This window comes from Pseudolysinimonas kribbensis (assembly GCF_039531715.1).
GTDB classification, from domain to species: domain Bacteria; phylum Actinomycetota; class Actinomycetes; order Actinomycetales; family Microbacteriaceae; genus Pseudolysinimonas; species Pseudolysinimonas kribbensis.
Genome location: NZ_BAAAQO010000005.1, coordinates 56,968 through 83,537, shown reverse-complemented (window position 1 = coordinate 83,537; position 26,570 = coordinate 56,968). Strand labels below are relative to the sequence as shown.

Annotated in this window: 21 protein-coding genes; 16 read left to right on the top strand and 5 right to left on the bottom strand. The window is 71.4% G+C overall.

Annotated features, from left to right (window positions below):
* Positions 1-16 precede the first annotated feature (16 nt).
* Positions 17-850, bottom strand: a complete 834-nt coding sequence (locus tag ABD285_RS16640) for a ParA family protein (RefSeq protein WP_344203676.1) — start codon at positions 848-850, stop codon at positions 17-19.
* Between the two features lie 66 nt (positions 851-916).
* Between ABD285_RS16640 and ABD285_RS16635 the strand changes: the two genes are divergently transcribed.
* Genes ABD285_RS16635 through ABD285_RS16625 form a run of 3 tightly spaced genes read left to right on the top strand, consistent with a single transcriptional unit; the run spans position 917 to position 6,250 of the window.
* On the top strand, positions 917-4,330 hold the full coding sequence (locus tag ABD285_RS16635; protein ID WP_284252197.1) for a pyruvate carboxylase: 3,414 nt from the start codon (positions 917-919) through the stop codon (positions 4,328-4,330).
* Positions 4,331-4,361: 31 nt separating this feature from the next.
* Entirely contained in the window at positions 4,362-5,735 is a 1,374-nt protein-coding gene (locus ABD285_RS16630; RefSeq protein ID WP_284252193.1) for a MinD/ParA family ATP-binding protein, read from the top strand.
* Entirely contained in the window at positions 5,732-6,250 is a 519-nt protein-coding gene (locus ABD285_RS16625; RefSeq protein ID WP_284252192.1) for a peptide deformylase, read from the top strand. The genes ABD285_RS16630 and ABD285_RS16625 overlap by 4 nt, the downstream gene beginning before the upstream one ends.
* A gap of 12 nt (positions 6,251-6,262) precedes the next feature.
* Here the strand turns inward: ABD285_RS16625 and ABD285_RS16620 are convergent, their stop codons facing one another.
* Entirely contained in the window at positions 6,263-8,089 is a 1,827-nt protein-coding gene (locus ABD285_RS16620) for an AMP-dependent synthetase/ligase (RefSeq protein ID WP_284252191.1), read from the bottom strand.
* A gap of 68 nt (positions 8,090-8,157) precedes the next feature.
* On the opposite strand from ABD285_RS16620, the gene ABD285_RS16615 reads away from it, so the two are divergent.
* The 3 genes from ABD285_RS16615 to ABD285_RS16605 all read left to right on the top strand — a co-directional run bounded on the left by ABD285_RS16615 (position 8,158) and on the right by ABD285_RS16605 (position 11,388).
* Entirely contained in the window at positions 8,158-9,108 is a 951-nt protein-coding gene (locus tag ABD285_RS16615) for an ROK family protein (RefSeq protein ID WP_344203657.1), read from the top strand.
* A 144-nt stretch (positions 9,109-9,252) separates the two neighbouring features.
* Complete coding sequence (locus tag ABD285_RS16610; RefSeq protein WP_284252190.1) at positions 9,253-9,969, top strand: lysophospholipid acyltransferase family protein; 717 nt, start codon at positions 9,253-9,255, stop codon at positions 9,967-9,969.
* 45 nt (positions 9,970-10,014) lie between these two features.
* Positions 10,015-11,388 carry a class II 3-deoxy-7-phosphoheptulonate synthase gene (locus ABD285_RS16605; RefSeq protein ID WP_425565079.1) on the top strand — a complete coding sequence of 458 codons (1,374 nt, stop codon included), beginning with the start codon at positions 10,015-10,017 and terminating at the stop codon, positions 11,386-11,388.
* Here ABD285_RS16605 and pknB read toward each other — a convergent pair.
* Together pknB and ABD285_RS16595 are read right to left on the bottom strand one after the other, a co-directional pair.
* The gene (gene pknB, locus ABD285_RS16600; RefSeq protein WP_344203654.1) at positions 11,385-13,328 is read right to left on the bottom strand and encodes a Stk1 family PASTA domain-containing Ser/Thr kinase; all 1,944 of its coding nucleotides are present in this window, start codon (positions 13,326-13,328) and stop codon (positions 11,385-11,387) included. The two genes, ABD285_RS16605 and pknB, sit on opposite strands and share 4 nt — an antisense overlap.
* Before the next feature lie 64 nt (positions 13,329-13,392).
* On the bottom strand, positions 13,393-14,652 hold the full coding sequence (locus tag ABD285_RS16595) for a muramidase family protein (protein WP_344203651.1): 1,260 nt from the start codon (positions 14,650-14,652) through the stop codon (positions 13,393-13,395).
* A gap of 185 nt (positions 14,653-14,837) precedes the next feature.
* Between ABD285_RS16595 and ABD285_RS16590 the strand changes: the two genes are divergently transcribed.
* Complete coding sequence (locus tag ABD285_RS16590; protein WP_284252183.1) at positions 14,838-15,176, top strand: Rv2175c family DNA-binding protein; 339 nt, start codon at positions 14,838-14,840, stop codon at positions 15,174-15,176.
* Between the two features lie 5 nt (positions 15,177-15,181).
* On the opposite strand, the gene ABD285_RS16585 is transcribed toward ABD285_RS16590, so the two are convergent.
* Entirely contained in the window at positions 15,182-16,297 is a 1,116-nt protein-coding gene (locus tag ABD285_RS16585; protein ID WP_284252181.1) for a polyprenyl synthetase family protein, read from the bottom strand.
* A 100-nt stretch (positions 16,298-16,397) separates the two neighbouring features.
* Here ABD285_RS16585 and ABD285_RS16580 point away from each other — a divergent pair, with 100 nt between their 5' ends.
* The 9 genes from ABD285_RS16580 to murD all read left to right on the top strand — a co-directional run bounded on the left by ABD285_RS16580 (position 16,398) and on the right by murD (position 26,568).
* Entirely contained in the window at positions 16,398-16,775 is a 378-nt protein-coding gene (locus tag ABD285_RS16580; RefSeq protein WP_284252179.1) for a DUF3040 domain-containing protein, read from the top strand.
* Between the two features lie 263 nt (positions 16,776-17,038).
* Complete coding sequence (mraZ, locus tag ABD285_RS16575) at positions 17,039-17,470, top strand: division/cell wall cluster transcriptional repressor MraZ (protein WP_344203646.1); 432 nt, start codon at positions 17,039-17,041, stop codon at positions 17,468-17,470.
* A 99-nt stretch (positions 17,471-17,569) separates the two neighbouring features.
* Positions 17,570-18,541, top strand: a complete 972-nt coding sequence (gene rsmH / locus ABD285_RS16570; protein WP_344203644.1) for a 16S rRNA (cytosine(1402)-N(4))-methyltransferase RsmH — start codon at positions 17,570-17,572, stop codon at positions 18,539-18,541.
* Entirely contained in the window at positions 18,538-19,125 is a 588-nt protein-coding gene (ftsL, locus tag ABD285_RS16565; RefSeq protein ID WP_284252178.1) for a cell division protein FtsL, read from the top strand. Before rsmH ends, ftsL begins: the two co-directional genes overlap by 4 nt.
* A 22-nt stretch (positions 19,126-19,147) precedes the next feature.
* Positions 19,148-20,926, top strand: a complete 1,779-nt coding sequence (locus ABD285_RS16560) for a peptidoglycan D,D-transpeptidase FtsI family protein (protein ID WP_344203641.1) — start codon at positions 19,148-19,150, stop codon at positions 20,924-20,926.
* Positions 20,927-20,967: 41 nt separating this feature from the next.
* Positions 20,968-22,563, top strand: a complete 1,596-nt coding sequence (locus ABD285_RS16555) for a Mur ligase family protein (RefSeq protein WP_425565077.1) — start codon at positions 20,968-20,970, stop codon at positions 22,561-22,563.
* On the top strand, positions 22,560-23,978 hold the full coding sequence (locus ABD285_RS16550; RefSeq protein ID WP_284252170.1) for a UDP-N-acetylmuramoyl-tripeptide--D-alanyl-D-alanine ligase: 1,419 nt from the start codon (positions 22,560-22,562) through the stop codon (positions 23,976-23,978). The genes ABD285_RS16555 and ABD285_RS16550 overlap by 4 nt, the downstream gene beginning before the upstream one ends.
* Positions 23,975-25,087: a phospho-N-acetylmuramoyl-pentapeptide-transferase gene (gene mraY / locus ABD285_RS16545; RefSeq protein WP_284252168.1), complete on the top strand. Its 1,113-nt coding sequence runs from the start codon at positions 23,975-23,977 to the stop codon at positions 25,085-25,087. The genes ABD285_RS16550 and mraY overlap by 4 nt, the downstream gene beginning before the upstream one ends.
* Positions 25,072-26,568, top strand: a complete 1,497-nt coding sequence (murD, locus tag ABD285_RS16540) for a UDP-N-acetylmuramoyl-L-alanine--D-glutamate ligase (protein WP_284252166.1) — start codon at positions 25,072-25,074, stop codon at positions 26,566-26,568. The genes mraY and murD overlap by 16 nt, the downstream gene beginning before the upstream one ends.
* Positions 26,569-26,570 lie beyond the last annotated feature (2 nt).

Sequence of the window (26,570 nt, the reverse complement as noted above, 5' to 3'; positions counted from 1 at the left end):
CGGCTGACGCCGGCCCTCAGCCCGCGGTCGACGCGACCGGGGCCGCGGAAGACGTCGTGACCGGCGCGATCGTCGCCGTGCGCAGCACGCGATCCAGCAGCTGATCGAAGTTGCGCGCCATCTCCTGCGCGCTCTCGCCGGGCCAGACGTGCAGCGGCTTGGCGGCGCCCTGCGCCTGCTGCAGCGAGGTGCGCTCCGGCAGCTGCGGCGAGAGCACGAGCGGGCCGAACATGTCGCGCAGTTCCTTGATCCGGAACTGGTGCTCGAGCGACTGCACCCGCGCGCGGTTGACGATGATGCCCAGCGGCTGCAGGCGCGGGGACAGCCCGCGGCGGATCTCCTCGATCGCGCGCAGGGCGCGGTCGGCGGCGGCGACCGAGAACAGGCCCGGCTCCGTGACGACGCCGACCCGATCCGATGCCGCCCACGCGGTGCGGGTCAGGGCGTTGAGCGAGGGCGCGCAGTCGATCAGCACGAGGTCGTAGTCGCGCTCGACGTGGGCCAGCGCCTCCTCGAGCTTCCAGATGTCGCGGATCGACGGGTGCGGGCCGTCGAAGTTGATCGCCGAGGGCGACCCGATGAGCACATCGACCGCGCCGGGGCGACCCCGGGTCCAGCCCGAGGGCGCGATCGCGGCGCGCACGATCTTCTCCTTGGGGGAGGCGAGCACGTCCGCGACGTTGAGGTGGCCGGAGATCGCGATGTCCATGCCGGTCGACACGTCCGACTGCGGATCGAGGTCGACGACGAGGGTCGAGATGCCCTTCGCGAAGGCCGCGGAGGCGAGGCCGAGAGTGACCGTGGTCTTGCCCACGCCCCCCTTGAGGGAGCTCACGCTCAGCACATGCACGAGCACCGAGCCTACCGTCACTACGCTGAGAGCATCCCCTCCCCACGCCCCGCCGAGAGGAACTGTGTGTTCACGAAGATCCTGGTCGCCAACCGTGGTGAGATCGCCATCCGAGCCTTCCGCGCGGCGTACGAGCTGGGGGCCAAGACCGTCGCCGTCTACCCCTTCGAGGACCGCAACTCCCTGCACCGTCTGAAGGCCGACGAGGCCTACCTCATCGGCGAGGAGGGGCACCCGGTGCGCGCCTATCTCGACGTGAGCGAGATCATCCGGGTCGCGAAGGAGTCCGGGGCCGACGCGATCTACCCCGGCTACGGATTCCTCTCCGAGAACCCGGACCTCGCCCAGGCCGCCGCGGACGCGGGCATCACCTTCATCGGCCCCGGCAGCCACGTGCTCGAGATGGCCGGCAACAAGGTGACGGCGAAGGAGCACGCGATCGCGGCCGGCGTGCCGGTGCTGCGGTCGACCCCGGCATCCCGCGACATCGACGAGCTGCTGGCCGGTGCCGACGGGATCGGGTTCCCCATCTTCGCGAAGGCGGTCGCGGGCGGCGGCGGTCGCGGGATGCGACGGGTCGAGACGAAGGACGAGCTGCGCCCCGCGCTCGAGGCCGCGATGCGCGAAGCCGACTCCGCGTTCGGCGACCCCACGATGTTCCTCGAGCAGGCGGTGATCCGCCCCCGGCACATCGAGGTGCAGATCCTCGCCGACGGCACGGGGGAGACCATCCACCTGTTCGAGCGCGACTGCTCGATCCAGCGGCGCAACCAGAAGGTCGTCGAGATCGCACCGGCGCCGAACCTCGACCAGTCAATCCGCGAGGCGCTCTACCGCGACGCGATCGCGTTCGCGAAGTCGATCGGGTACGTCAACGCCGGCACGGTCGAGTTCCTGCTCGACACCGAGGGCGAGCGGGCCGGTCAGCACGTGTTCATCGAGATGAACCCGCGCATCCAGGTCGAGCACACCGTGACCGAGGAGGTCACCGACGTCGACCTCGTGCAGTCGCAGATGCGCATCGCGTCGGGCGAGACGCTCGCCGAGCTCGGCCTGCACCAGGAGGACGTGCACCTGCACGGCACGGCGATCCAGACCCGGATCACCACCGAGGACCCCGCCGCGAACTTCCGGCCCGACACCGGCAAGATCACGACCTACCGCTCGCCGGGCGGGTCCGGCATCCGGCTCGACGGTGGCACGGTGGCGACAGGGGCGCGGATCAGCCCGCATTTCGACTCCATGCTCGCGAAGATGACGGCGCGCGGGCGGGACTACCCGACCGCGGTGCGACGCGCGCAGCGCGGCCTCGCCGAGTTCCGCATCCGGGGCGTCACCACCAACATCTCGTTCGTGCAGGCGGTGCTCGCCGATCCGGCGTTCCAGGCCGGCGACCTCTCGACGAAGTTCATCGAGGAGCGGCCGCAGCTGCTGCAGATCCGCGAATCGCGCGACCGCGGCACCAAGATCCTCAACTGGCTCGCCGACGTCACGGTCAACCAGCCGAACGGCGACGGGGCGGGCGCCTACGACCCGTCGATCAAGCTCCCCGTCGTCGATGTCGACGCGCCGGCGCCGGCCGGATCGCGGCAGCGGCTGCTCGAGCTGGGTCCTGCCGGGTTCGCGCAGGCGCTCCGCGCGCAGACCGCGCTGGCCGTCACCGAGACGACCTTCCGCGACGCGCACCAGTCGCTGCTCGCGACCCGCGTGCGCACCAAGGACCTCGTCGCCGTGATGCCGCACGTCGCGCGCCTGACGCCGCAGCTGCTCAGCGTCGAGGCGTGGGGCGGGGCGACGTACGACGTCGCGCTGCGCTTCCTCGGCGAGGACCCGTGGGAGCGGCTCGCCGCGATGCGCGAGGCGCTGCCGAACATCGCGATCCAGATGCTGCTGCGCGGCCGCAACACGGTCGGCTACACGCCGTACCCGACCGCGGTGACCGACGCGTTCGTCGCGGAGGCCGCGTCGACCGGGATCGACGTCTTCCGCATCTTCGACGCGCTCAACGACGTCGACCAGCTGCGCCCCGCGGTGGATGCCGTGCTCGCGACCGGCACCGCCGTCGCCGAGGTCGCGATGTGCTACACGGGTGACCTTCTCGACCCGCGCGAGGACCTCTACACGCTCGACTACTACCTGCGCCTCGCCGAGCGGATGGTCGAGGCGGGCGCGCATATCCTCGCGATCAAGGACATGGCGGGCCTGCTGCGCGCGGAGGCCGCCGAGCGACTGGTGACCGCGCTGCGCGAGCGGTTCGACCAGCCGGTGCACGTGCACACGCACGACACCGCGGGCGGTCAGCTCGCGACCCTGCTCGCGGCGAGCCGCGCGGGGGCGGACGCGGTGGACGCGGCCAGCGCGCCGATGGCGGGCACGACGAGCCAGCCGTCGCTCTCGGCGCTCGTCGCGGCGACCGCGCACACGGAGCGCGACACCGGCATCCGGCTCGACGCGGTCGACGCCCTCGAACCGTACTGGGAGGCGGTGCGCCGCACCTACCACCCGTTCGAGTCCGGCCTGCCCGGCCCCACCGGCCGGGTCTACCACCACGAGATCCCCGGTGGCCAGCTCTCGAACCTGCGGCAGCAGGCGATCGCGCTCGGCCTCGGCGAGCAGTTCGAGAAGGTCGAGGACGCGTACGCGGCTGCGAACCGGATCCTCGGCCGCCCGCCGAAGGTGACACCGTCGTCGAAGGTCGTGGGCGACCTCGCCCTCGCCCTCGTGGCGGTGGATGCCGATCCCGCCGACTTCGAGCAGAACCCGCAGAAGTACGACATCCCGGACTCGGTCATCGGCTTCATGGCCGGCGAGCTCGGCGATCTGCCGGGCGGGTGGCCGGAGCCGTTCCGCAGCAAGGTGCTCGAGGGGCGCCAGGTGCGGATCGGCGTCGAGGATCTCACGACCGAGGACGAGCAGGGCCTGGCCGGAGACGACCAGGGCGGCTCGGCGCCGTCGCGGCGCTCGACCCTGAACCGGCTGCTGTTCCCGGCGCCGACGCGCCAGTTCGAGCAGGTGCGGGAGCTGTTCGGCGACCTGTCGGTCGTGGACACGCGCGCCTACCTGTACGGCCTGCAGACCGGGGTCGAGACGGTCGTCGAGATCAGCAGGGGAGTCAGCCTGCTGCTGGCGCTCGAGGCGATCGGCGAGGCCGACGACCAGGGCATCCGCACCGTCATGACGACGATCAACGGCCAGCTGCGCCCGGTGCCGGTGCGCGACCGGTCGATCACGGTCGAGACCAAGTCCGCCGAGAAGGCGGACGCATCCCGGCCCGGCCAGGTGCCCGCGCCGTTCTCGGGCGTCGTCACGCTCAAGGTGGCGGAGGGCGACACCGTGCACGCCGGCCAGCCCGTTGCCACGATCGAGGCGATGAAGATGGAGGCCGCGATCACGACCCCCGTCGCCGGCACCGTGCGCCGGCTCGCGATCCCCGCAACGCAGCAGGTCGACGCCGGAGACCTCCTCCTCGTGATCGAGTGACGTCGGGCCGCGCTCGGTAGACTCGCCCGTTGTGACGATCGACCGAGGCTCCCGGCGCACGGGACGGCGGGCGGCCGGTGAACCGGCCGAGCACGCCGCGCTGCCCGAGCGGGGCGACCTCACGGCGATCGTGCCGGAGAGCCTCACCGTGAGCATCGCGCTGCCGGTGCCGGTGCACGAGGCGCCGGAGGACGAGCAGGCGGTCGCGCTCGACGAGATCGTCGTGAGCCCCGTCGTGCCCGGTGTCGTGAGTGCCGCGACCCGGTCGATCGACATCATGCCGGGCGAGATCGTCACGGCGGAGCTCGTCGAGGAACCCGAGGCGGCCGTGGAGGTCGTCGACCCGGCCGACGTCCCGCCGCTGCCCGACGCCGAGACCGCACAACTCAGCCGCCGCGAGCGCGTCCGGCTCGAGAACGCCGCCGCGCGGGCCGCCGCGACCCCGAGCGGCCCGAGCATCGCGGAGGAGCTGGCCCGCGAGCCGCGCTCCGCCCCCGGGCGGCACCGCGCTCCCGAGGGGTTCTGGCAGCGCGGCGTCTACGAGGGCACGTTCCATCTCGTGAACCCCGGCGACTCCGCACGAGCCCGTGAGCGCAAGGCGATGGACGCCCGCATCACCCGCCCGCTCGACGGCGGCACGCGATTCGTCCCGGTGCTCACCCGCAAGGGCGGCGTCGGCAAGACCACGATCACCACCCTGCTCGGGATGGCGCTCGCCGACCTGCGCTCGGACCGCATCGTGGCGATCGACGCGAACCCCGATCGCGGCACGCTGGCCGAACGCGTGAACCGGGAGACCCGCTCGACCGTGCGCGACGTCGTCATTCACGCGCCCGAGATCGTCAGCGAGGCCGATCTGCAGCGCCACCTCTCGCGCGACGTCACCGGCCTCGACGTGCTCGCCTCCGACACCGACCCGCTCATCTCGGAGGCGTTCGGCGAGAACGACTACAACGTCATCGCCGATGTGCTCTCACGGTGGACCGGCATCGTGCTCACCGACTGCGGCACCGGGATCGTGCACTCGGTCATGCGGGCGACCCTCCAGCGCGCCGACGAGGTCGTCATCGTCTCGGGCGGCAGCGTCGACGAGGCCCGTCTCGCCTCCGAGACGCTGACCTGGCTGGAAGCCAACGGCTATGCGCACCTCGTGCGCAACGCGGTCGTCGCGCTCAACACGGCGACGCAGGGCACGGAGCTCGTCAAGCTCACCGAGATCGAGGCGCACTTCCGCTCGCGCGTGCGTCAGGTCGTCCGGATCCCGTACGACCGCGAGCTCGCGGCGGGATCGGTCGTGCGCTACGCGGCGTTGAAGCCGTTCACCCGCCAGTCGGCGCGCGACCTCGCGGCGTATGTGATGGACGGGCTGCCGACCGAGCGCGGCGCTCAGGTGGTCGTCCCGTGACCGAGCGCCAGATCCGGCTGTTCGGCGACCCCGTGCTGCGTTCCGTGTCGGACCCGGTCGTGATCCGCCCCGGGGACTCCCGCCTCGCGGCCCTCGGCGAGGACCTCGTCGACACCGTGCTGCTGCCGGGCCGCGCGGGCGTCGCCGGCTGCCAGATCGGCGTCGGCCTGCGGGCCTTCAGCTGGAACGTCGACGGCGATGTCGGGTACGTGTTCAACCCGCAGCTCGAGGCGTGGGGCGAGCCGGAGCTGGTCGACGAGGGCTGTCTCTCGGTCCCCGGTTTCTACTTCCCGCGCCAGCGGCATCCGCACGCACGGGTCACCGGGATCGACGCCGCGGGCCGCACGGTCGTGGTCGAAGGCGACGGTCTGCTCGCCCAGGCGCTGCAGCACGAGAGCGACCACCTCGACGGGCACCTCTACATCGAGGGTCTCGAACCCGAGGCCAGGCGCGAGGCGATGCGCGCGATCCGCCAGGCGGACTGGTTCCGCGCCGGTGTCACCAGCGCCAGCTAGGACGCCGCCCGGTCAGCCGGCCGGGATCGACGCCGTCTCGGTCGCCGGCCGCGACTCGTACATGCCCTCGATGATGTCGGCGAAGTCCGCGAGGATCGGCCCCCGCTTGATCGAGAGCTTCGGGGTCAGGTGGCCGGAGTCCTCTGTGAACTCGGTCGGCAGGATCACGAACTTGCGGATCGACTCCGCGCGCGACACATGCGCGTTGGCGAGATCGACCGCCCTCTGCACCTCGGCGATGACCTTGGGATTGCGCGCCGCCTCGTCGAGCGACATCGTCGCGTCCTCGCGGCTGTTGTTGAGCCAGACCGGCAGCATGTCGGGATCAAGCGTCACGAGGGCCGAGATGAACGGCTTCTGATCGCCCACCACGACCACCTGCCCGACGAGCGGATTCGCGCGGATCGGATCCTCGAGCGCGGCGGGCGAGACGTTCTTGCCGCCCGCCGTCACGATGATCTCCTTCTTGCGACCGGTGATCGTCAGATATCCGTCGTCGTCGAGGCTGCCGATGTCGCCGGTCTTGAACCACTCGCCCTCGAACGTGTCCGCCGTGGCGGCCTCGTTCTTCCAGTACCCCGCGAAGACGTCGATGCCCTTCACCAAAATCTCGCCGTCGTCGGCGATCTTGAGCCCGACGCCCGGAAGGGCGGGTCCGACGGTGCCGATCTTGAACTTGGAGACGAGGTTCACCGTCGCGGGCGCGGTGGTCTCGGTGAGGCCGTAGCCCTCGAGGATGCGCACGTCGAGACTCCGGAAGAAGTGGCCGAGCCGCAGGCCGAGCGGCGCCGAACCCGAGATCGCGTACTTCACCCGGCCGCCGAGCGCGGCCTTGAGCTTGCCGTAGACGAGCCGTTCGTAGAGCGCGAAGCGCAGCCGCAGGCCGAGCCCGACCTTGCCGGCATCCAGCGCCTGCGAGTGCGCGATCGCGGTCCTCGCCGCGGCTCGGAAGATCTTGCCGTGACCCTCGCCCTCGGCCTTCTGCTCGGCCGAGTTGAAGACCTTCTCGAACACCCGCGGCACCGCGAGCAGGAACGTCGGCTGGAAGCTGCCGAGCGCGGGCAGGAGTTGCGTCGTGTCGGCCTGGTGCCCGACCCGCACCCCGGCGTGCACGCCGAGGATCGAGATGAAGCGGGCGAACACGTGCGCCATCGTGATGAACAGCAGGCTCGACGCGCCGGGCTCGACGACCTCCTTCATCGCCACCGCCGCGTTGCGGCTGAGCTCGACGAAGTTCGAGTGGGTGATGACGCAGCCCTTGGGCGTGCCGGTCGACCCGGACGTGTAGATGATGGTGGCCACGTCGGCGCCCTTGGCGATCGTCCGGCGTCGTTCGAGCTCCTCGTCGGCGATGCCGCCGCCGGACGCGGCGAGCTCGTCCAGGTCGCCGAGGTGCAGCTGCCACACCTTCGTGACCGCGGGCAGCTCGGGACGCACCTCGTCGAAGCGCGTGAAGTGGTCGGCCGTCTCCACGATCATCGCGGTGGCGCCCGAGTCCTGGAGGTTGAACCGCACCTGGCGGGGTGCGGAGGTCTCGTACACGGGCACGATGATGGCGCCGGCGAACGCGACGGCGAAGTCGATGAGCGACCACTCGTAGCGCGTGGAGCACATCAGGCCGATCTTCTCGCCGGGCTCGATCCCGGCGGCGACCAGGCCCTTGGCGAGGGCGACGACCTGGCGGTGGAACTCGGCGGCCGTCACATCGCGCCAGCCGTCCTCGGTGGGCAGGGCGAAGATGGCCCGCTCCGGGGTCTGCCTCACCCGCTCCAGGAGCAGGTCCGTGATGTTGGCGTTCGGGTCGGGCTGCACGACGGCAGGGGTGACGTATTCGTTCACGGCATCTCCTTCGGTGACGTGTGACGTCCGTGCTCCAGCCTAACCGCGCCGCCCTAGACTCGATCGTCGTGCAGGCGATCGGGATCGACATCGGCGGCACCAAGATCGCGGGCGCGCTGGTCGACGACGACGGGCGCGTGCTGCGGTCCGAGCGTCGCCCGACGCCCGCCGCCGACCCCGATGCGATCGTGGCCCACGCGGTCGAGATCGTGCGATCGCTGGCGGGGGAGGGCGGCATCCCGCCGGTGGGTGTCGTGGTGCCGGGGTTCCTCGACGCTCAGCGCGAGCGGGTCTATTACGCCCCCAACATCAGCTTCCGCGACGTGCCGCTGCGCGCGCTGCTGGCCGAGGGCCTGCCCGGCGCGTCGATCGTGATCGACAACGACGCCAACGCGGCCGGATGGGCGGAGTTCCGCTTCGGCGTCGGCCGCGGCGTGAGCGACATGGTGCTCCTCACGATCGGCACCGGGGTCGGCGGTGCGATCGTCGCGGACGGGCGGCTGCTCCGCGGCGGTTTCGGCGTCGCCGGCGAGATCGGCCACGCCAGCCTGGTGCCCGACGGGCTCGCGTGCGGGTGCGGACAGCACGGCTGCATCGAGCAGTACGGCTCGGGACGGGCGCTGTTGCGCTTCGCCGGCGAGATCGCGGATGCCGGCGGCGTCGGACTGCAGCTCGCGGCCGCGCGCCGGGCCGACGGCGCGCTCGATGCCACCAACGTCGGGCGCCTCATCGCCGAGGGCGACCCGGGCGCCCTCGCCGCCCTCGGGCAGCTCGGCGGCTGGCTCGGTCGGGCGTGCGCGTCTCTCGGTGCCGTGCTCGACCCGCGGGTGTTCGCCTTCGGCGGTGGTGTCGCGGCGGCCGGCGAGCTGCTGCTCGAGCCGATCCGCGAGGCGTTCCACGCGCACGTCCCCGCCCGAGGGTTCCATCCGGAGCCGGATTTCCGCATCGCCGAGCTCGTCAACGACGCGGGCGTCGTCGGCGCGGCGGACCTCGCCCGCGCGCGCTTCGCCGTGGGCTGACCCAGTGGAGGCGGCGGCGTGGACGGCGCCGGAGCGGGGGCGCCGCAGGAGCGGCGGCGCCGTGGGCTGACCCAGCGGAGGCGGCGGCGTGGACGGCGCCGGAGCGGGGGCGCCGCAGGAGCGGCGGCGCCCTAGGCTGACGGAGTGCGACGCTCGCGGCCGTGGTTGTACTGGATCCTGAAGGTCGTCGTCGCGCCGTTCCTCACGTCGGTGTTCCGCCCGTGGACGCGGGGTTTCGAGAACGTACCCGAGTCGGGGCCGGTCATCTTCGCGAGCAACCACCTGTCGTTCGTCGACTCCGTCTTCCTGCCGGTCGTGCTGGACCGCCACGTGACGTTCCTGGCCAAGAGCGACTACTTCACCAAGCCGGGTCCCTTCGGCTGGCTGCAGAAGGAGCTGTTCTTCGGTCTCGGGCAGGTGCCGATCGACCGGTCGGGCGGCAAGGCGTCGGAGGCCTCGCTCAACTCGGGGCTCGGCGTCCTGGCCGAGGGCCGTCAACTCGGCATCTACCCGGAGGGCACCCGCAGCCCGGACGGGCGGCTGTATCGCGGGCGCACCGGGGTCGCGCGCATCGTGCTCGAATCCGGCGCCCGGGTGATCCCGGTCGCGATGGTCGACACCCAGAAGATCCAACCGCTCGGCACCCGCATCCCGAAGGTGCGCCGCGTCGGCGTGGTGTTCGGCGAGCCGCTGGACTTCAGCCGGTTCTCGGGTCTGGAGGGCGACCGGTTCGTGCTGCGCTCGATCACCGACGAGATCATGTACGAGATCTCGCGCCTGAGCGGCCAGGAGTACGTCGACGTCTATGCGTCGTCGGTGCGCGCACGGCCGGGGGCTCAGAGCGTCGGCGCCACGCCCTGATGCCCGATACGCTGGAAAGTCCCTTCCAGCACAAGGACTCCTCCCGTGGCAGACCCGACCGAGACCGTCGTCCCCGCAGATCCGAGCGTGATCGCCGGGCTCGACTATTGGCGCGATCTGCCCATCAAGCAGCAGCCGGCGTGGCCGGATCTGGCGGAGGCCGCCGCGGCATCCGCTGAGATCGCCAGCTACCCGCCCCTGGTCTTCGCGGGTGAGGTCGACATGCTGCGCGAGCGCTTGGCGCGTGCCGCGCGCGGCGAGTCGTTCCTGCTGCAGGGCGGCGACTGCGCCGAGACGTTCGCCGGCGCGACCGCGGATCGCATCCGCGCGCGCGTGCGCACGCTGCTGCAGATGGCGGTGGTCCTCACCTACGGCGCTTCGATGCCCGTCGTCAAGATGGGCCGGATGGCGGGGCAGTTCGCGAAGCCGCGCTCCAACGACGACGAGACCCGCGGCGCCGTGACGCTGCCGGCGTACCGGGGCGACATCGTCAACGGCTACGACTTCACGCCGGAATCGCGTCGCGCCGATCCCCGCCGACTGGTGCAGGGGTACCACACGGCCGCATCCACGCTGAATCTCATCCGGGCGTTCACGCAGGGCGGATTCGCCGACCTGCGCGAGGTGCACAGCTGGAATCGCGGCTTCGCGTCGAACCCGGCGAACCACCGCTACGAGGGTCTGGCCAACGAGATCGACCGCGCCATCAAGTTCATGGAGGCGGCCGGGGCCGACTTCGACGAGCTCAAGCGCGTCGAGTTCTACACCAGCCACGAGGGCCTGCTCATGGACTACGAGCGGCCGATGACGCGCATCGACTCGCGCAACGGCACGCCCGTCAACACGAGCGCGCACTTCCTCTGGATCGGGGAGCGCACCCGCGACCTCGATGGGGCGCACGTCGACTACTTCAGCCGCATCCGCAACCCGATCGGCGTCAAGCTCGGTCCGAGCACGACCCCGGATGTCATGGAGCGGCTCATCGACAAGCTCGACCCCGAGCGCGAGCCGGGTCGGCTCACCTTCATCACGCGGATGGGTGCGGACAAGGTGCGCGACGCCCTTCCGCCCCTGCTGGAGGCGATCACCCGGATGGACGCGCAGCCGCTGTGGGTCAGCGACCCCATGCACGGCAACGGTTTCACGACCCCGACCGGCTACAAGACCCGCCGCTTCGACGACATCGTCGACGAGGTGAAGGGTTTCTTCGAGGCGCACCGGGCCGCGGGGACGCACCCGGGCGGCATCCACATCGAGCTCACCGGCGACGACGTCACCGAGTGCCTCGGCGGGTCGGAGCACATCGACGAGGCGATCCTCGCGACGAAGTACGAGTCGCTGTGCGACCCACGGCTCAACCACTACCAGTCGCTGGAGCTCGCGTTCCTCGTGGCCGAGGAGCTCAGCGCCGCCCGCTAGCCGCCAGCCTTCAAGTTGACCTTGATGGTGGAGCCCCACAGCGCGGTGCTCCCACCGGCTGGACTTGTCTTCGTGACCACGAACACGGTGGGGAACGCGTCCGAGGGAGCCTTCGGTGTGTAGTCGAGCTGGAACCCGGCGTCGAGCAGCTGCTGCTTGGCCGTCGCCCAGGTCTTGCCGACGACATCCGGCACGGTGACCGCCTCCGGGCCCTTCGAGATCGTGAGCGTCACGGTGCCGCCGGGACTGATCGGTCCGCTGGTGGCGATCGCGATGACGCTGCCCTGCGGCACGGTGTGGCTGTTCTGCTGCTGACCCTGCTCGGCCGTCACCCCGACGGCGTCGAGCGCGCGGGCCGCAGCGTCGTACGGCTGTCCCACGACGTCGGGCAGCTTGCCGGCCGACACGATGAGCGACACCGGCAGACCCTCGCCGTAGCTGGCCTGTCCGAGCAGGGTCTTGCCGTCCGCGCCGAGGGCGTCGATGACGGTGTCCTTCGCGATCGAGTCGCTGAACTGCTTCTTGGGCGTTCCGGCGAGCGTCCAGTTCTTCTTGATGAGGGCGCGCGCCTCGGCCACGGGTGTGCCGGCCTTGATCGTGAAGTCGATGAGCTTCGGGCCCTGCGAGATCAGCAGCCGCACGGTCGAGCCCTTGACCACGGCCGCGCCGAGACCCGGCTTGGTGTCGGCGACCCGGCCCGCCGGGATGGTCGTCGAGTTCACCTGACCCTGCTGCGTGTCGACCACGAGGCCCAACTGCGTGAGCTGAGCCGTCGCCGCCTCGGGTGTGGTGCCCGCGAGCGAGCTCGGGATGGTGACGTGGGCGCCCGGTCCGAGCAGGAACCACCATCCGGCGCCGCCGCCGGCGAGCACCAGGAGCAGGACGACCACGACCGCGATCCAGCGTCGGCTGCGCCGCGGTCCCGGGGCGTTCCCGCGGGCCGGAGGCGGGGATGCCGCCATCCGCCCGTGCGGCGCGATCACCTGCGTCTCGGAGTCGGCCATCGCGCGCGGGGCGACCACCGTCGTGGGGGCGGTCACGGCGGGCGTCGGCAGCACCATGGTGCGCTGCGCGAGCGTCGGGGTCGGCCCCGTGCCGTCGATCTCGGCGGCGACCTCCTTGAGCTGCTCGAGCATCTCGCGGGCGTCGCGCGGACGTCGGTCGGGGTCGCGCTCGGTCGCCCACAGCACGAGCTCGTCGAGCGGCCGCGGCACCTTGGGGTTGCGGCTCGAGGGCGCCGGCACCGACTCGTTCGCGTGCTGGTAGGCGATCTGCATCGGCTGCTCGCCCGTGAAGGGCTGCTCGCCGGTGAGCATCTCGTACATCATGATCCCGACGGCGTAGATGTCGCTGCGGGTGTCGGCGACGCCGCGGGTGACGAGCTCGGGGGAGAGGTAGGCGATCGTGCCGAGCAGCGCAGCGCCCGTCGCCGTGTTCGCGGACGCGGCGCGCGCGAGACCGAAGTCGCCGATCTTGATGCGTCCGTCATCCGCCAGCAGCACGTTCTCCGGCTTGAGATCGCGGTGCACGATCCCCGCCTTGTGCGCGGCGGCGAGACCCGAGAGCACGGCCTCGGCGATGTCGATGGTCTGCTGCGGCGTGAGCGAGCCGTACTCGCGCAGCAGATCGCGCAGCGTGATCCCCGGCAGGTACTCCATGACGAGGTAGGCGCTCTCGTCGTCCTGGCCCTGGTCGAAGACGTTGACGACGTTCGGATGCGCCAGCCGGGCGGCCGACCGGGCCTCCTGGATGAATCGCTGCGTGAACTGGCTGTCGTCGGCCAGGTGCCCGTGCATGACCTTGACGGCGACGCGGCGCTCGAGGCGCAGGTCGGTCGCGAGGTAGACGGTCGCCATGCCCCCGCGTGCGATGCGTGAGCGCACCTGGTATCTGCCGTCGATGAGCCGGCCGATGACCGGGTCCGACGTGTTGACGCTCACGTCAGAAGTGTAGGGAAGGGCCCCTGAATGGAAGGTCGCAACACCCGGTCGCAGCGCGATTGCGCTATCCCAGAGCGGCCAGCCAGGACCGCGCGCTCGACTCCCACTTGGCGTACGCGTCGGGGTAGGCCGAGATCTGCACCTTCTGCGCCGCCTGAGTGAGCGTCAGGAACTGCCATCCGGGGATGTCGAGGAGGCCGCGCGTTCGTCCCGCGTTCGGATTGCCGGGGCCGCCGTAGAACAGCCGCGCGGCGTAGGTCACGTCCATGAGCTGTGCGCGGGTGCCCCAGCCCGTGCTCGGTCGCTGCTGGAACACGCCGACCGAGTCGCGATCACCGTAGGAGAGGTTGCGCAGCCCCGACTCCTGCATCGCGGTGGCGAGCGCGATGACGATGCCCTGCTGCGGCACGCCGAGCCGGCGACCGACCTGGATCACGATGCGTGCGTTCGCGGCCATCTCGTCGCTGAGGGCCGTCGTGGCCCCGCTGCCCGCGACCGCCCCGCCGGGGATGACGAGCGTGCGCCCGGCGTGGATGACGCTCGACGCGGTCAGACCGTTGGCCTGCAGCACGGCGGCGGTGCTCACCCCGAACCGCTGGGCGATGCTCCAGACGGAATCGCCGCTGCGCACCGTGTACCGCGTGCCGGCCGGCGTGACAGCCGCGACGGGGGTGACCGGCACGACGGGCGTCACCGAGGCGACCGTCTCGATGTGCGCCGCCGGGGCCGCCGACTCCGGGATCCGCAGCTTCTGGCCCGGGTAGATGATGCTCGTGCGGACCAGGCCGTTGGCGTCGAGGATGCTCTGGACGCTCGCACCGAACCGTCCCGCGATGCCCGAGACGGTGTCGCCGCGCACGATCGTGTAGGTGGTCGCGGCCGAGACGGGGGCGGCGGGCACCGCAGCGACGGGCGCCGTCCCGCCGAGGTGGAGGACCTGTCCGGGGAAGATGAGCGAGGACCACCCGAGCCCGTTGCGGGCCAGCACGTCGGCCGTCCGCAGTCCGAATCGCTCGGCGATGCCGGAGACCGTGTCGCCACGCGTCACCGTGTAGCTCGAGGGGGCCACCGCGGCGGGCGCGATCACCGGGGCGGCGGCGGGCGCCGGGGGCTTCTGCACCTCGGAACGCACGAATGCGCGCGGGCGCTCGGCGGGCTTGCGAGGTGCCGCGTCGGCTGCCGGGACGGCGCCGGTGAGATTCATCGTGACCGTCATGGCGCCCGCGAGGACGACGGGCAGGCTGAGGTTCACGCCGTGCCGGATGCGGCGGACCGCCTCGGCGCGCTCGGCGTCGCGAACGGAGCGCGATCGGTTCGCGTCCATGACACCCGCCTTCCTGGCCCCATCCCCCGGGGCCGTGACGACCGCGGTGGCCGCGGACATGCCTCCGCACACGCTGTCACAGTTGGCAACGGGAGTCAATCAGTGTGGCTGATGTGGCCTGCGTTCACAAACACGTAACAAACCAGGGCCGAGCGCGCACCGCCGCGGACGGGCAGGCTGGAGGGGTGGAATCCCGCACGACCGAGTGGCTGACCGTCCCCGACCTGGTGGAGCGCCTGGGCATCCCCCAGGGCAGGGTCCGCCGACTGCTGGAGGACCGGGTCCTGCTCGGCGCGCGCGTCGACGGGGTGCTGCGGGTGCCGGCCGACTTCATCGCCGAGGGGGAGCCGCTGCACGAGCTGCGCGGCACCGTGCTGGTGCTCGCCGATGCCGGGTTCAGCGACGACGAGGCCATGCACTGGCTGCTGAGCGAGGAGGACAGCCTCGGCACGACGCCCATCGCGGCTCTCCGCGCGGGTCGCAAGGCCGAAGTGCGCCGGGTGGCCCAGGCTCTGGGGTTCTGAACCGATCAGGACGAGCGGGCTGTCACGACCGACGCCAGTTCCGCGAGCTGGTCGCGCGCCGACCGGGTGAGAGGTGCGTCGGCGAGTGCGGCGAGCGCCGTGCCGACCTCGCGCTCGATGATCCGCTCGACGTCGTGCACGGCGCCGCTCTCGCGCACCGCCGTCTGGAGCATCGCGATCTGGGCCGCGTCGAGGTCCGGATCGCCGAGCAGCTCGTCGAAGAGACGCCGCACCGAGCCGGGGAGGCGCCGACGGGCGAGGGTGACGAGCACGGTGCGCTTGCCCTCGCGAAGATCGTCGCCGGCGGGCTTGCCCGTCAGCTCCGGATCGCCGAACACGCCGAGCAGGTCGTCGCGCAGTTGGAAGGCGATGCCGAGGGGCAGGCCGAAGGCCCGCAACGCCGCGAGTTGCGGGAGTGCGGCGCCGGCGAGCGCGGCGCCGATCGCGAGCGGCGCCTCGACGCTGTACTTCGCCGACTTGTAGACCACGACGCGCTGGGCGCGGGACAGGAGTTCGGTCTCGTCGCGCAGGCGCCAGGAGTCCTCCTCGAGCATGTCGAGGTACTGCCCGACCGTCACCTCGGTGCGCATCCGCTCGAACTCGGCGCGGGCCGCCCACGCCGCCGAGGCGTCCGCGGTGGCACGCACGCCCGCATCGAAGAGCTGATCGCTCCATCCCATGAGCAGATCGCCCAGCAGCAGCCCGGCCGCCTGGCCGTACCGCTCGGCCGAGCCGCCCCACCCGGCCTGCCGGTGCTGCGTCTCGAACTGCCGGTGGGCGCTGGGACGGCCGCGACGCAGGTCGGAGTTGTCCATGATGTCGTCATGCACGAGAGCCGCCGCGTGGAAGACCTCGAGGGCGGCGGCGACATCGATGACAGCTGCGGGATCCGGTGCCTCGGCGTCGAGCAGCTCGTCGGCCGGGGCGCGCCCCGCGACCGACTGCCATCCCCAGTAGCAGAAGAGCGCGCGGAAGCGCTTGCCGCCGGCCAGGAACGACCGCGCGACGGCATGCAGTTCGCCCAGTTCCGGCGCGATCTCCGCCAGCGCGGCGCCCTCGCGGTCGAGCAGTCCGTCGATGGCCGACTGCACGAGGTCGACTAACCGGGGACTCCCAGGCACCCACCTAGCCTAGCCAGGCGACCGCGCTTAGAATGGTGAGTCATCACCCAGTCGGGCGACCCCGCGAGGGAGCCCCGAGCCCGGGACGAGGGAGATCGAGATGCCGCTTTCGGAGCAGGAGCAGCGCCTTCTCGACGAGATGGAGCGCGGTCTCTACCACAGCGACGCGGACGACGTCACGACGGTCGGCGCAAGCCGCGGACGTGCCGGCAGCACGGCCATCCTGCTGGGGCTGATCGGGCTCGTCGCCGGTGTGGCGCTCCTCGTCGTGGGCGTCATGGTGCGCCTTCCCATCGTCGGTGTGATCGGCTTCGTCGCCATGTTCGCCGGGGCACTGCTGCTCATCGCGCCGCCGCGACGGCTGACGGTGTCGGGCACCGGTCACGGCCACGTCGACGCCCCTCGACCGCACCGCAGCTCGTTCATGGATTCGCTCGGTGAGCGCTGGGACCGGCGCAACGACGACGACGAGCACTGACGTGTCGGGGCGTCCGATGACGTCCTGACGCCAGCCTGAGTCGGCCGCCCCACGGGCGGCTTTTTTCATGCCCGGATGCGATGGCCGGTGCGGGAAAATCCTCCACTTCACTCCACGCCCAGGATCGCTGCATTTTTCTGGCCTTGTTGCGCGCTCGTACCCCCTCTTCGGGGCGATGTCGCCGGTATGTGCTTGGTCGGTGGGGGAGAGTGGAGTAAAGTGGAGCCGTCCTTCCATCTGGCCGGAGTACGAGGGGGTCCGAGATGCTGCTCGGCACCTTCGCGCCCAAGCTCGACGACAAGGGGCGCATCATCCTTCCCGCCAAGTTCTGGGACGACTTCGCCGCCGGCATCGTCATGACCAAGGGCCAGGAGCGCTGCGTCTACGTCTTCAGCCAGAAGGAGTTCGAGTCGGTCTACGAACGCGCCCGGCAGGCGTCGATGACCGGCAAGCGGGCGCGCGACTTCTTCCGTCAGCTGCTGAGCGGCGCCGCGCAGGAGGCCCCCGACAGCCAGCGCCGCGTCACGATCCCCCCGATGCTGCGCGAGTGGGCGACCCTGGACCGCGACCTCACCGTCGTGGGCGTGGGCACCCATGCGGAGATCTGGGACACCGCCGCGTGGACCGCGTACTCCGAGCAGACCGCCGCCGACTTCGCCGACGTGGACGAGGAGGTGATCCCGGGCATCTTCTGACCCTCGGGTGCGACCCTCAGCCGCACGCCCTGCCTTCTCTTCCCCGATGGCAGGTCGCGCCGGATGGGGATCGGACCCGGGGGCCGCAGCCCGCCTCCCATGAGCGACATCACTCCCGACAACCCGCGTCACGTGCCCGTGCTGCTCGAGCGCACGGTCGAACTGCTCGCCCCCGCTCTCGCGGGGACCGATCGCGTGCTCGTCGACGCCACACTCGGCCTGGGCGGGCACGCCGAGGCCTTCCTCGAGCGGTTCCCGGAGCTCGTGCTCGTCGGCTTGGATCGCGATCCCGAGGCGCTGCGGCTCTCCGCGGAACGCCTCGCGCGGTTCGGGGATCGGGTGCGGCTCGTGCACACCGTCTACGACGGCATCCGCGGCGCGCTGGACGGACTCGGGATCGCCCGCGTCGCCGGCATCCTGTTCGACCTCGGCGTCTCGTCGATGCAGCTCGACGAGACGGATCGCGGCTTCGCGTACTCCCGAGACGCCCCGCTGGACATGCGCATGGACCCCGGATCGCCGCTGACCGCCGCGCGCATCCTCGCCGACTACGACGAGGCCGCTCTGCGCCGGATCTTCACGCAGTACGGCGAGGAGAGGCTCGCCAGCCGCTACGCCCGCCGGATCGTCGAGCGCCGTGTCGCGGCCCCCCTCACGACCTCCGCGGAACTCGTCGCGCTGCTCATCGAGGCCACCCCCGCCGCCGTGCAGCGCGAGCGCTCCGGGCACCCCGCGAAGCGCGTGTTCCAGGCGCTGCGCATCGAGGTGAACCAGGAGCTCGTGGTGCTCGAGCGCGCCGTCCCCGCCGCCGTCGACGCTCTCGCCGTCGGCGGGCGCATCGTCGTGCTCGCCTACCAGTCGCTCGAGGACCGCATCGTCAAGCGCGAACTGCAGCGGCGATCCACCTCGACGGCTCCGCGCGGTCTGCCCGTGGAGCTGCCGGAGCACCGCCCGGAGCTGCGCCTGCTCGTGCGCGGCGCGGAACTCGCCTCCGACGAGGAGCGCGCCCGCAATCCGCGGAGCGCGCCCGTGCGGCTCCGCGCCGCCGAGAAGCTGCGGGAGGCGGCATGACGCTCGCGACGGCCACCGCCCCGCGCCGGGCCCCGGTCGGTGCGCCCGACCCACGCCGCCACCTCGAGATCGCCGCGAGTCGCGCCCAGCGGCGTGCCCGTCCGCGGCTCGTGCACGTGCTGGTCACGCTCGGCGGCATCGGGGTGATCCTGCTCGGTCAGCTGCTGCTGAGCATCTGGATCGCCGACGGCGCCTACCAGGTGCACACGCTGCAGGGGCGGCAGGTCGAGCTGCAGCGCACCCAGCGCGCCCTCGGCGAGCAGCTCGATCGGCTCGGATCGCCGCAGTCGATCGCCGCGCGCGCCGAGCAGCTCGGCATGGTGCAAAGCGGCAACCCCGCCTACCTCGACCTGGCGACGGGCGCGGTCAGCGGGAGCCCATCGGCCGGCACGGCGGGCATCCTCGGCGCGGGCGGCGACCTCGTGCCGAACTCGCTCGTCGGTACCGGGGGACTGGATCTGGACCAGCCGGACTCCGCGGGATCCACAGCGTCCGCGGCCGGGAACCCGGGCGGAACCGGCGCGTCATCGACGAACGCCGCGACACCGGATGACAGCGTGATCCCGTCACCGACCACCCACTGACCCGTTCGAGGAGCCGCACGCGATGATCGTCCGACGCCGCATCGGCCGCCGCCTCGGCGTCGCGATGGTGGCCGTGTTCGCGCTCGTCGCGGTGTTCGTCGTGCGGTTGGTCGACATCCAGGTCGTGCAGGCCGAGTCGCTGACCAAGGCCGCGCAGGCGCGACAGGAGTTCCAGTCGACCGTGTACGGCGCGCGTGGCGAGATCGTCGACACCAACGGCGTCGTGCTGGCCTCGAGCGTCGACCGCTTCGACATCACGGCGTCGCCGCGGATCGCGAAGGTCGACGGCTACGGGTTCGACCGCAAGCAGAAGGACGGCAGCAAGAAGACGATCAGCCTCGAGGACTCGGTCTCCGAGATCGCGGCGATCACCGGCGCCGACCCGCAGAAGATGTATCAGGCGATCATCACGGACCCGACCTCCGACTTCACGTACCTGGTGAAGGAGGTGCCGCTCGCGCAGTACCAGAAGGTGAAGGCCCTGCACATCCCGTGGGTGTACGCGCAACTGCACCCCGCGCGCAGCTATCCCAACGGCGCCGTCGCCGCGAACCTCATCGGGCTCATGGGCACCGACGCTCCGCAGGCCGGCGTCGAGCTCTCGGAGAACGCGTGCCTGGCCGGCTCGAACGGCACGCAGACCTACCACGCGAGCGCGAACGGCGTGCCCATCCCGGGCAGCACGATCACCACCAAGCCCGCCGTGAACGGCGGCAAGGTCACGCTCACCATCGACTCCGACCTGCAGTGGTTCGCGCAGCAGACGCTCACCCAGCAGGTGCAGGCGACGGGCGCGCAGTGGGGCACCGTCACGGTCGTGCGCATCCGTGACGGGCACATCATGGCCGACGCCGACTACGGCAGCGGCGACCTCAACGACATCACGGACTCGAAGCAGCTCAGGGCGGGGAGTTTCGTCGCGCCGTACGAGCCCGGGTCGGTCATGAAGCCCGCGACCGTCGCCGGCCTGCTGCAGTCCGGCAAGATCACGGCATCCACCCCGGTCAATGTGCCGAGCAGGTTCACCGACGGGCTGCCCCCCGGGTTCTCGATCACCGACTCCTTCTACCACGGCGACCTGCACCTCACGGCGGCGGGCGTGATCATGGACTCCTCCAACATCGGCATCGCCGAGCTGACCAAGCTGGACACCGAGGCGAACCGCTACGCCAATCTCGCGAAGTTCGGGTTCGGTCAGAAGACCGCGTCGGGCTTCTACGGCGAGGACCCCGGCCTGCTGAAGACGCCGGCACAGGCCGACTCGGTCACATCGATCACGCAGCAGTTCGGACAGGGCATGACGGCCACGTCGGCACAGGTCGCGCAGCTCTATCAGACCCTCGGCAACGACGGGGTCCGGATGCCGCTGACCCTCGTGGAGGGCTGCACCAGGTCCGACGGCACGGTGGTCGACACCCCCTCCACGCAGGGCACGCAGGTCGTGTCGGCATCCACCGCGCGCACCGTGCGCGACATGATGCAGACCGTGTACCAGGAGGGGCCGAGCTCGAGCTTCCTGAAGATCCCGGGGTACAACATCGCCGCGAAGACCGGCACCGCGCAGGTCGCCGATCCCGCGACCGGCAAGTACGCGAAGGGCCAGTACATCGTCTCGGTCGCGGGGCTGGTTCCCGCGGACAAGCCGCTGTACGCGGTCGTGTTCACGCTGGCCAAGCCGCAGGGCATCACCTCGTCGGTCGCGGCGGCCCCCGGCTGGAAGACGATCATGGGTCAGGTCATCAAGGCGTACCGGGTGCCCGCGTCGACGGGCGTCCCGTCGCTGCCGCCCGTCACGTGGTAGCTGCCGGTAACCTGGTGAGCCAGTCCGCCGACACGGACACGATGACCAGGAGGCCCGAGGGAGTGGATTCCCGGAACCCGCCGGTGCTCCGGCCCGAGCACCCGACGCCCCGGCCGCTGGCCCTCCTCGCCCAGGAGTTCGGGCTCGAGCACACCGGCTCGCTCGACGGCGTCGAGGTGACGGGCGTCACCCTGAGCACGGGCGACCTGCGCCCCGGCGACCTGTACGCCGGCATCCAGGGCGCCCACAGCCACGGTGCGCAGTTCGCGTCCCGTGCCGCCGAGCAGGGCGCCGTCGCGCTGCTGACGGACCCGGCCGGAGCCGAGCTCGCCGCCGGATCCGGTCTGCCCGTCCTGCTCGTCGACGACCCGCGGGCCGCCCTCGGTGAGGTGTCGGCGTGGGTGTACCGCACGGGCGCCGACTCCGCGAACCTGCCGTTGCTGTTCGCGACCACCGGCACCAACGGCAAGACCTCGACCTCGTACCTGCTCGAGGGCATCCTGCGCCAGCTGGGCCTCGTGACGGGACTCTCGTCGACCGCCGAGCGGCACGTCGGCGACCTGACGGTCGTGAGCCGGCTGACGACTCCCGAGGCGAGCGAGATGCACGCGCTGCTGGCCCGGATGCGGGAGGGCGGTGTACGGGCGGTGGCCGTCGAGGTGAGCGCGCAGGCCCTGACCTGGCGGCGGGTCGACGGGCTGGTCTTCGACGTCGTCGCCTTCACGAATCTCAGCCACGACCACCTCGACGACTACGCCGACATGGAGGAGTACTTCCGGGCGAAGCTCGAGCTGTTCGAGCCCGAGCACGGCCGGCGAGGCGTCGTCTGCCTCGACACGTCGTGGGGGCGGCGCGTGGTCGACGAGTCGCGCATCCCGGTGACGACCGTCGCCACGCGCGGACATGCCTCCGACGAGGACTACGACGCCGCCCAGTGGACCGTCGAGATCCTCGAGGAGTCGGCGGCGTACAGCGAGTTCCGGCTCACGGGCCCCGACGGGCGCGCCCTCGTGACGCGGGAGCCGCTCATCGGCTGGCACATGGCCGCCAACGCGGCCCTTGCGATCGTCATGCTCGTGGAGGCCGGTTTCGAGCTCGAGGCGATCGGGGCGGCTCTCGACGCCGACGGCGGCATCCGCGCCTACCTGCCCGGGCGCACGGAGCGCGTCTCCGGCGAGCGCGGACCGAGCGTCTACGTCGACTTCGGGCACAGCCCCGACGCGTTCGAGAACACCCTCGGCGCGGTCAGGCGATTCACCCCCGGCCGGACGATCATGGTGTTCGGCGCCGACGGCGACCGGGATGCCACGAAGCGTCACGAGATGGCACGCGTCGCCGCGGAGCTGAGCGACGTGCTCGTCATCACCGATCACCACCCGCGCTTCGAGGACCCGGCGTCCATCCGCGCGACGCTGCTCGACGGGGCGCGACTCGCCGAGCACCAGCCGGAGGAGACCTACGAGGTCAGCCCGCCGGAGGAGGCGATCAGGAAGGCCGTCTCGCTCGCCAAGGAGGGCGACTCGATCCTCTGGGCCGGGCCGGGGCATCAGGACTACCGCGACATCCGGGGCGTGCGCACGCCGTATTCGGCCCGCGAGCTGGCGCGTGCCGCGCTGCACGAGGCGGGCTGGGCGTGATCGCGCTGACGCTCGCCGAGCTGCGTGACGCGCTCGGCGGGGAGCTGGTCGGCGGCGACCCTGCGGACGTCGTCGACGGCAGCGTGCACACCGACTCGCGGCTCGTCGAGCCCGGCGCTGTCTTCTTCGCCCTCCCGGGCGCCGTGATGGATGGTCACCAGTTCGCGGCCGCCGCGGTGGCGAACGGGGCCGCCCTGGTGATCGCCGAGCGGCCCGTGCCGGTCGACGTGCCGGTGATCGTCGTGTCGGATGGGTACGTCGCGTTGGCGGCGCTCGCGCGGCTCGTGGTGGAGCGTGTGCGGGCGGCGGGCGGGCTGCGGGTCGTCGCGGTCACCGGCTCGAACGGCAAGACGACGACCAAGAACCTGCTGCGCGCCATCCTGGAGGCCGAGGGACCGACGGTCGCGCCCGCCGGCTCCTTCAACAATCACGTCGGCGCCCCGTTCACGATGCTGCGGGTCGGGCGCGACACCCGCTACCTCATCGTCGAGATGGGGGCGAGCGCGATCGGCGACATCGCCCGCCTGATCCGGATCGTCGTGCCCGACATCGGCATCGTGCTCAAGGTGGGGCTCGCCCACGCCGGCGGGTTCGGCGGGATCGAGCAGACGCAGCAGGCCAAGTCCGAGATGGTGCGCGACCTGCCGCCCACCGCGGCGGCCGTGCTCAACACCGACGACCCGCGGGTCGAGGCGATGAGCGGCGAGACGTCCGCGCGGGTCGTGCGCTTCGGGCTCGAGGCGCGCGCCGACGTGCGGGCGACCGACGTGCGAGCGACGGCAGCCGGTACGACCTTCCTCCTGCACGCCGACGGGATGACGCTCCCGGTGCGGTTGCGGATCCTCGGCGAGCACCACGTGATGAACGCCCTCGCCGCGCTCGCGAGCGCACGGGAGCTCGGCATCCCGCTGGATCGCGCGATCGCGGCGATCGAGACCGTCCCGCTGGCCGAACGCTGGCGGATGGAGCTCCTGCGCAGCGCGCCGGAGGTGGCCGACGGCGGTGTCACGATCATCAACGACGCCTACAACGCATCGCCCGACTCGACGGCTGCGGCCCTCAAGACGCTCGCCCAGATCGCCGGGCCCGAGCAGCGCACGGTCGCGGTGCTCGGCCACATGGCCGAGCTGGGGGAGTACGCGACCGAGGAGCACGACCGCCTCGGCCGGCTCGTGGTGCGGCTCAACATCGGGCAGCTCGTGGTCGTCGGTGCCGAGGCCCGGGCGATCCACCAGGCGGCCTCCCTCGAGGGGTCGTGGGACGGGGAGTCGGTGTTCGTCGCGGATGTGGACGCGGCCTACGATCTTCTTCGTGCGCAATTGCGGCCCGGCGACGTGGTGCTCGTGAAGTCCTCGAAGTCCGCAGGACTTCGCCACCTGGGCGATCGGCTCGCCGGAGCGGGGACGGCCGAGTGATCGCCCTCCTCATCGGCGCCGGGTTCTCTCTGCTGTTCACCCTGTTCCTCACCCCGCTGTTCGCCCGGGCGTTCCGCCGGTTCGGCTGGGGCAAGTTCATCCGCGACGACGGGCCGCAGACCCACCACGCCAAGCGCGGCACACCCACCATGGGCGGCCTCATCTTCATCGTCGGCTCGACGATCGGGTACTTCGCGGGGCACCTCGCGATCGGCTACCCGGTGTCGCGGGGCGGCATCCTCGTGCTCGCGATGATGATCGGCCTCGGCCTGGTCGGCTTCGTCGACGACTTCCTGCAGACGCGCAAGCAGCAGAGCCTCGGGCTCGGCGGGTGGTCGAAGATCCTCGGGCAGGTGATCGTGGGCACGATCTTCGCCCTGATCGTGATCCTGCTGCCGGACGCCTACGGCACACCGCCGGCATCCGGCTCCATCTCCGTGGTGCGCGACGTCTCCTGGCTCAACCTGTTCTTCCTCGGCCCGGTGATCGGCGTCATCCTGTTCGTGATCTGGACCAACGTCATCACGGTCGCGGCGTCGAACGGCGTCAACGTCACCGACGGGCTCGACGGCCTGGCCAGCGGCGCCTCGATCTTCGCGTTCGCGGGCTACATCCTGCTGTCGTTCTGGCAGAGCAATCAGTGGTGCGAGAACCCGGCGATCGATCCGAACGTGGTCGACAAGTGCTATCCCGTCGCCCAGCCCATCGACCTCGCGATCGTCGCCGCCTGCATCACGGGCGGGCTCATCGGGTTCCTGTGGTGGAACACGACCCCGGCGCAGATCTTCATGGGCGACACCGGGTCGCTCGGCCTCGGCGGCGGGCTCGCGGCGCTCGCGATCCTGACCCGCACCGAGCTGCTGCTCGTCTTCATCGGCGGCCTGTTCTTCATCACGACCGGGTCGGTGATCCTGCAGCGGGTCTGGTTCAAGCTCACCAAGTGGCGCTACGGCCAGGGCCGGCGCATCTTCCTCATGAGTCCGCTGCACCATCACTTCGAGCTCAAGGGCTGGGCCGAGATCACCGTCGTCGTGCGGTTCTGGCTCATCGCCGCGCTCTTCGTGGCGTTCGGCGTCGGCCTGTTCTATCTGGAATGGACGCTGAGCTGACCGCGCTCGAGGAGCTCACCAGCTGGCGCGCCGACTGGCGCGGCCTGCGGGTGGCGGTCTTCGGCCTCGGCGTGACCGGGTTCGCCGTCGCCGACACGCTCGTCGAGCTCGGGGCGGAGACACTCGTCGTCGGGAGCCCCGGCGACGAGGAGCGGCAATCGCTGCTGCGCGTGATCGGCGCGGGGTTCGCGCAGCAGGCGGACCAGTCCGTCGTGCCCGCCGAGCTCGATGCGTTCGCCCCGGAGCTCGTCGTGACGTCTCCCGGATATCCGCCGCATCACGCGCTGCACGCCTGGGCGCGCGAACGGGGGCTGCCCGTCTGGGGCGACATCGAACTCGCGTGGCGAGTGCGCGACAAGGTGCTCGCCCCCGGACGCGACGCGCCGGCCGACTGGCTCTTCATCACGGGCACGAACGGCAAGACCACGACGACCCAGCTGACGGCCACGATGCTGGTGGCGGCCGGGCTGCGCGCCGCGCCGGCGGGCAACATCGGCATCCCGGTTCTGGATGCCGTGCGCGACCCGGCCGGATTCGACGCTCTGGTCATCGAGCTCTCGAGCCATCAGCTGCACTGGATGCGCCCGGGCACCTTCGCCCCGCTGGCGGCCGCGTGCCTCAACCTCGCCGACGATCACCTCGAGTGGCATGGCTCGGCGGCGGCGTACCGCGACGCGAAGGCGAAGGTCTACGACGGCGTGCGGGTCGCGTGCGTCTACAACCTCGCCGACGAGGCCACCCGCGAGATGGTCGAGGAGGCGGAGGTGCAGGAGGGCGCCCGCGCGATCGGATTCGGGCTCGGCGTCCCGGGGCCGAGCGACGTCGGCCTCGTCGACGGGATCCTCGTCGATCGTGCGTTCCTCGACGAGCGGCGCACCTCGGCGCTCGAGCTCGCCACGCTCGACGACCTGCGTGACTCCGGGCTCGACTCGCCGCACATGACGGCGAACGTGCTCGCGGCGGCGGCGCTCGCCCGGGCGGCCGGAGCCGACCCCGCCGCGGTGCGTGAGGCCGTGCGATCGTTCCGGATCGGCGCGCACCGCAACGAGCGCATCGCCGATGCGGACGGTATCCGGTGGATCGACGACTCGAAGGCGACCAACGCGCACGCCGCCCAGGCCTCGCTGGCCGCGTACCCGTCGGTGGTGTGGATCGTGGGCGGCCTGTTCAAGGGCATCGACCCCGAGCCGCTCGTCATCCGGCACGCCGACCGGCTGCGCGGCGCCGTCCTGATCGGCGAGGACCGGTCGGTGCTGCGCGCCGCGTTCGCGCGACACGCGCCGGGGGTCACGGTCGTCGAGGTGGAAGACGTCGAGACTGAGGAGGTCATGCCGTCGGCGATCCGCGCCGCGGCGTCGCTCGCCCAGGCGGGGGACGTCGTGCTGCTGGCCCCGGCGGCGGCGTCGTTCGACCAGTTCTCGGACTACGCGGACCGCGGCACGCGCTTCGCCCGGGCCGTCATCCAGCACCTGGAGCGCTGACC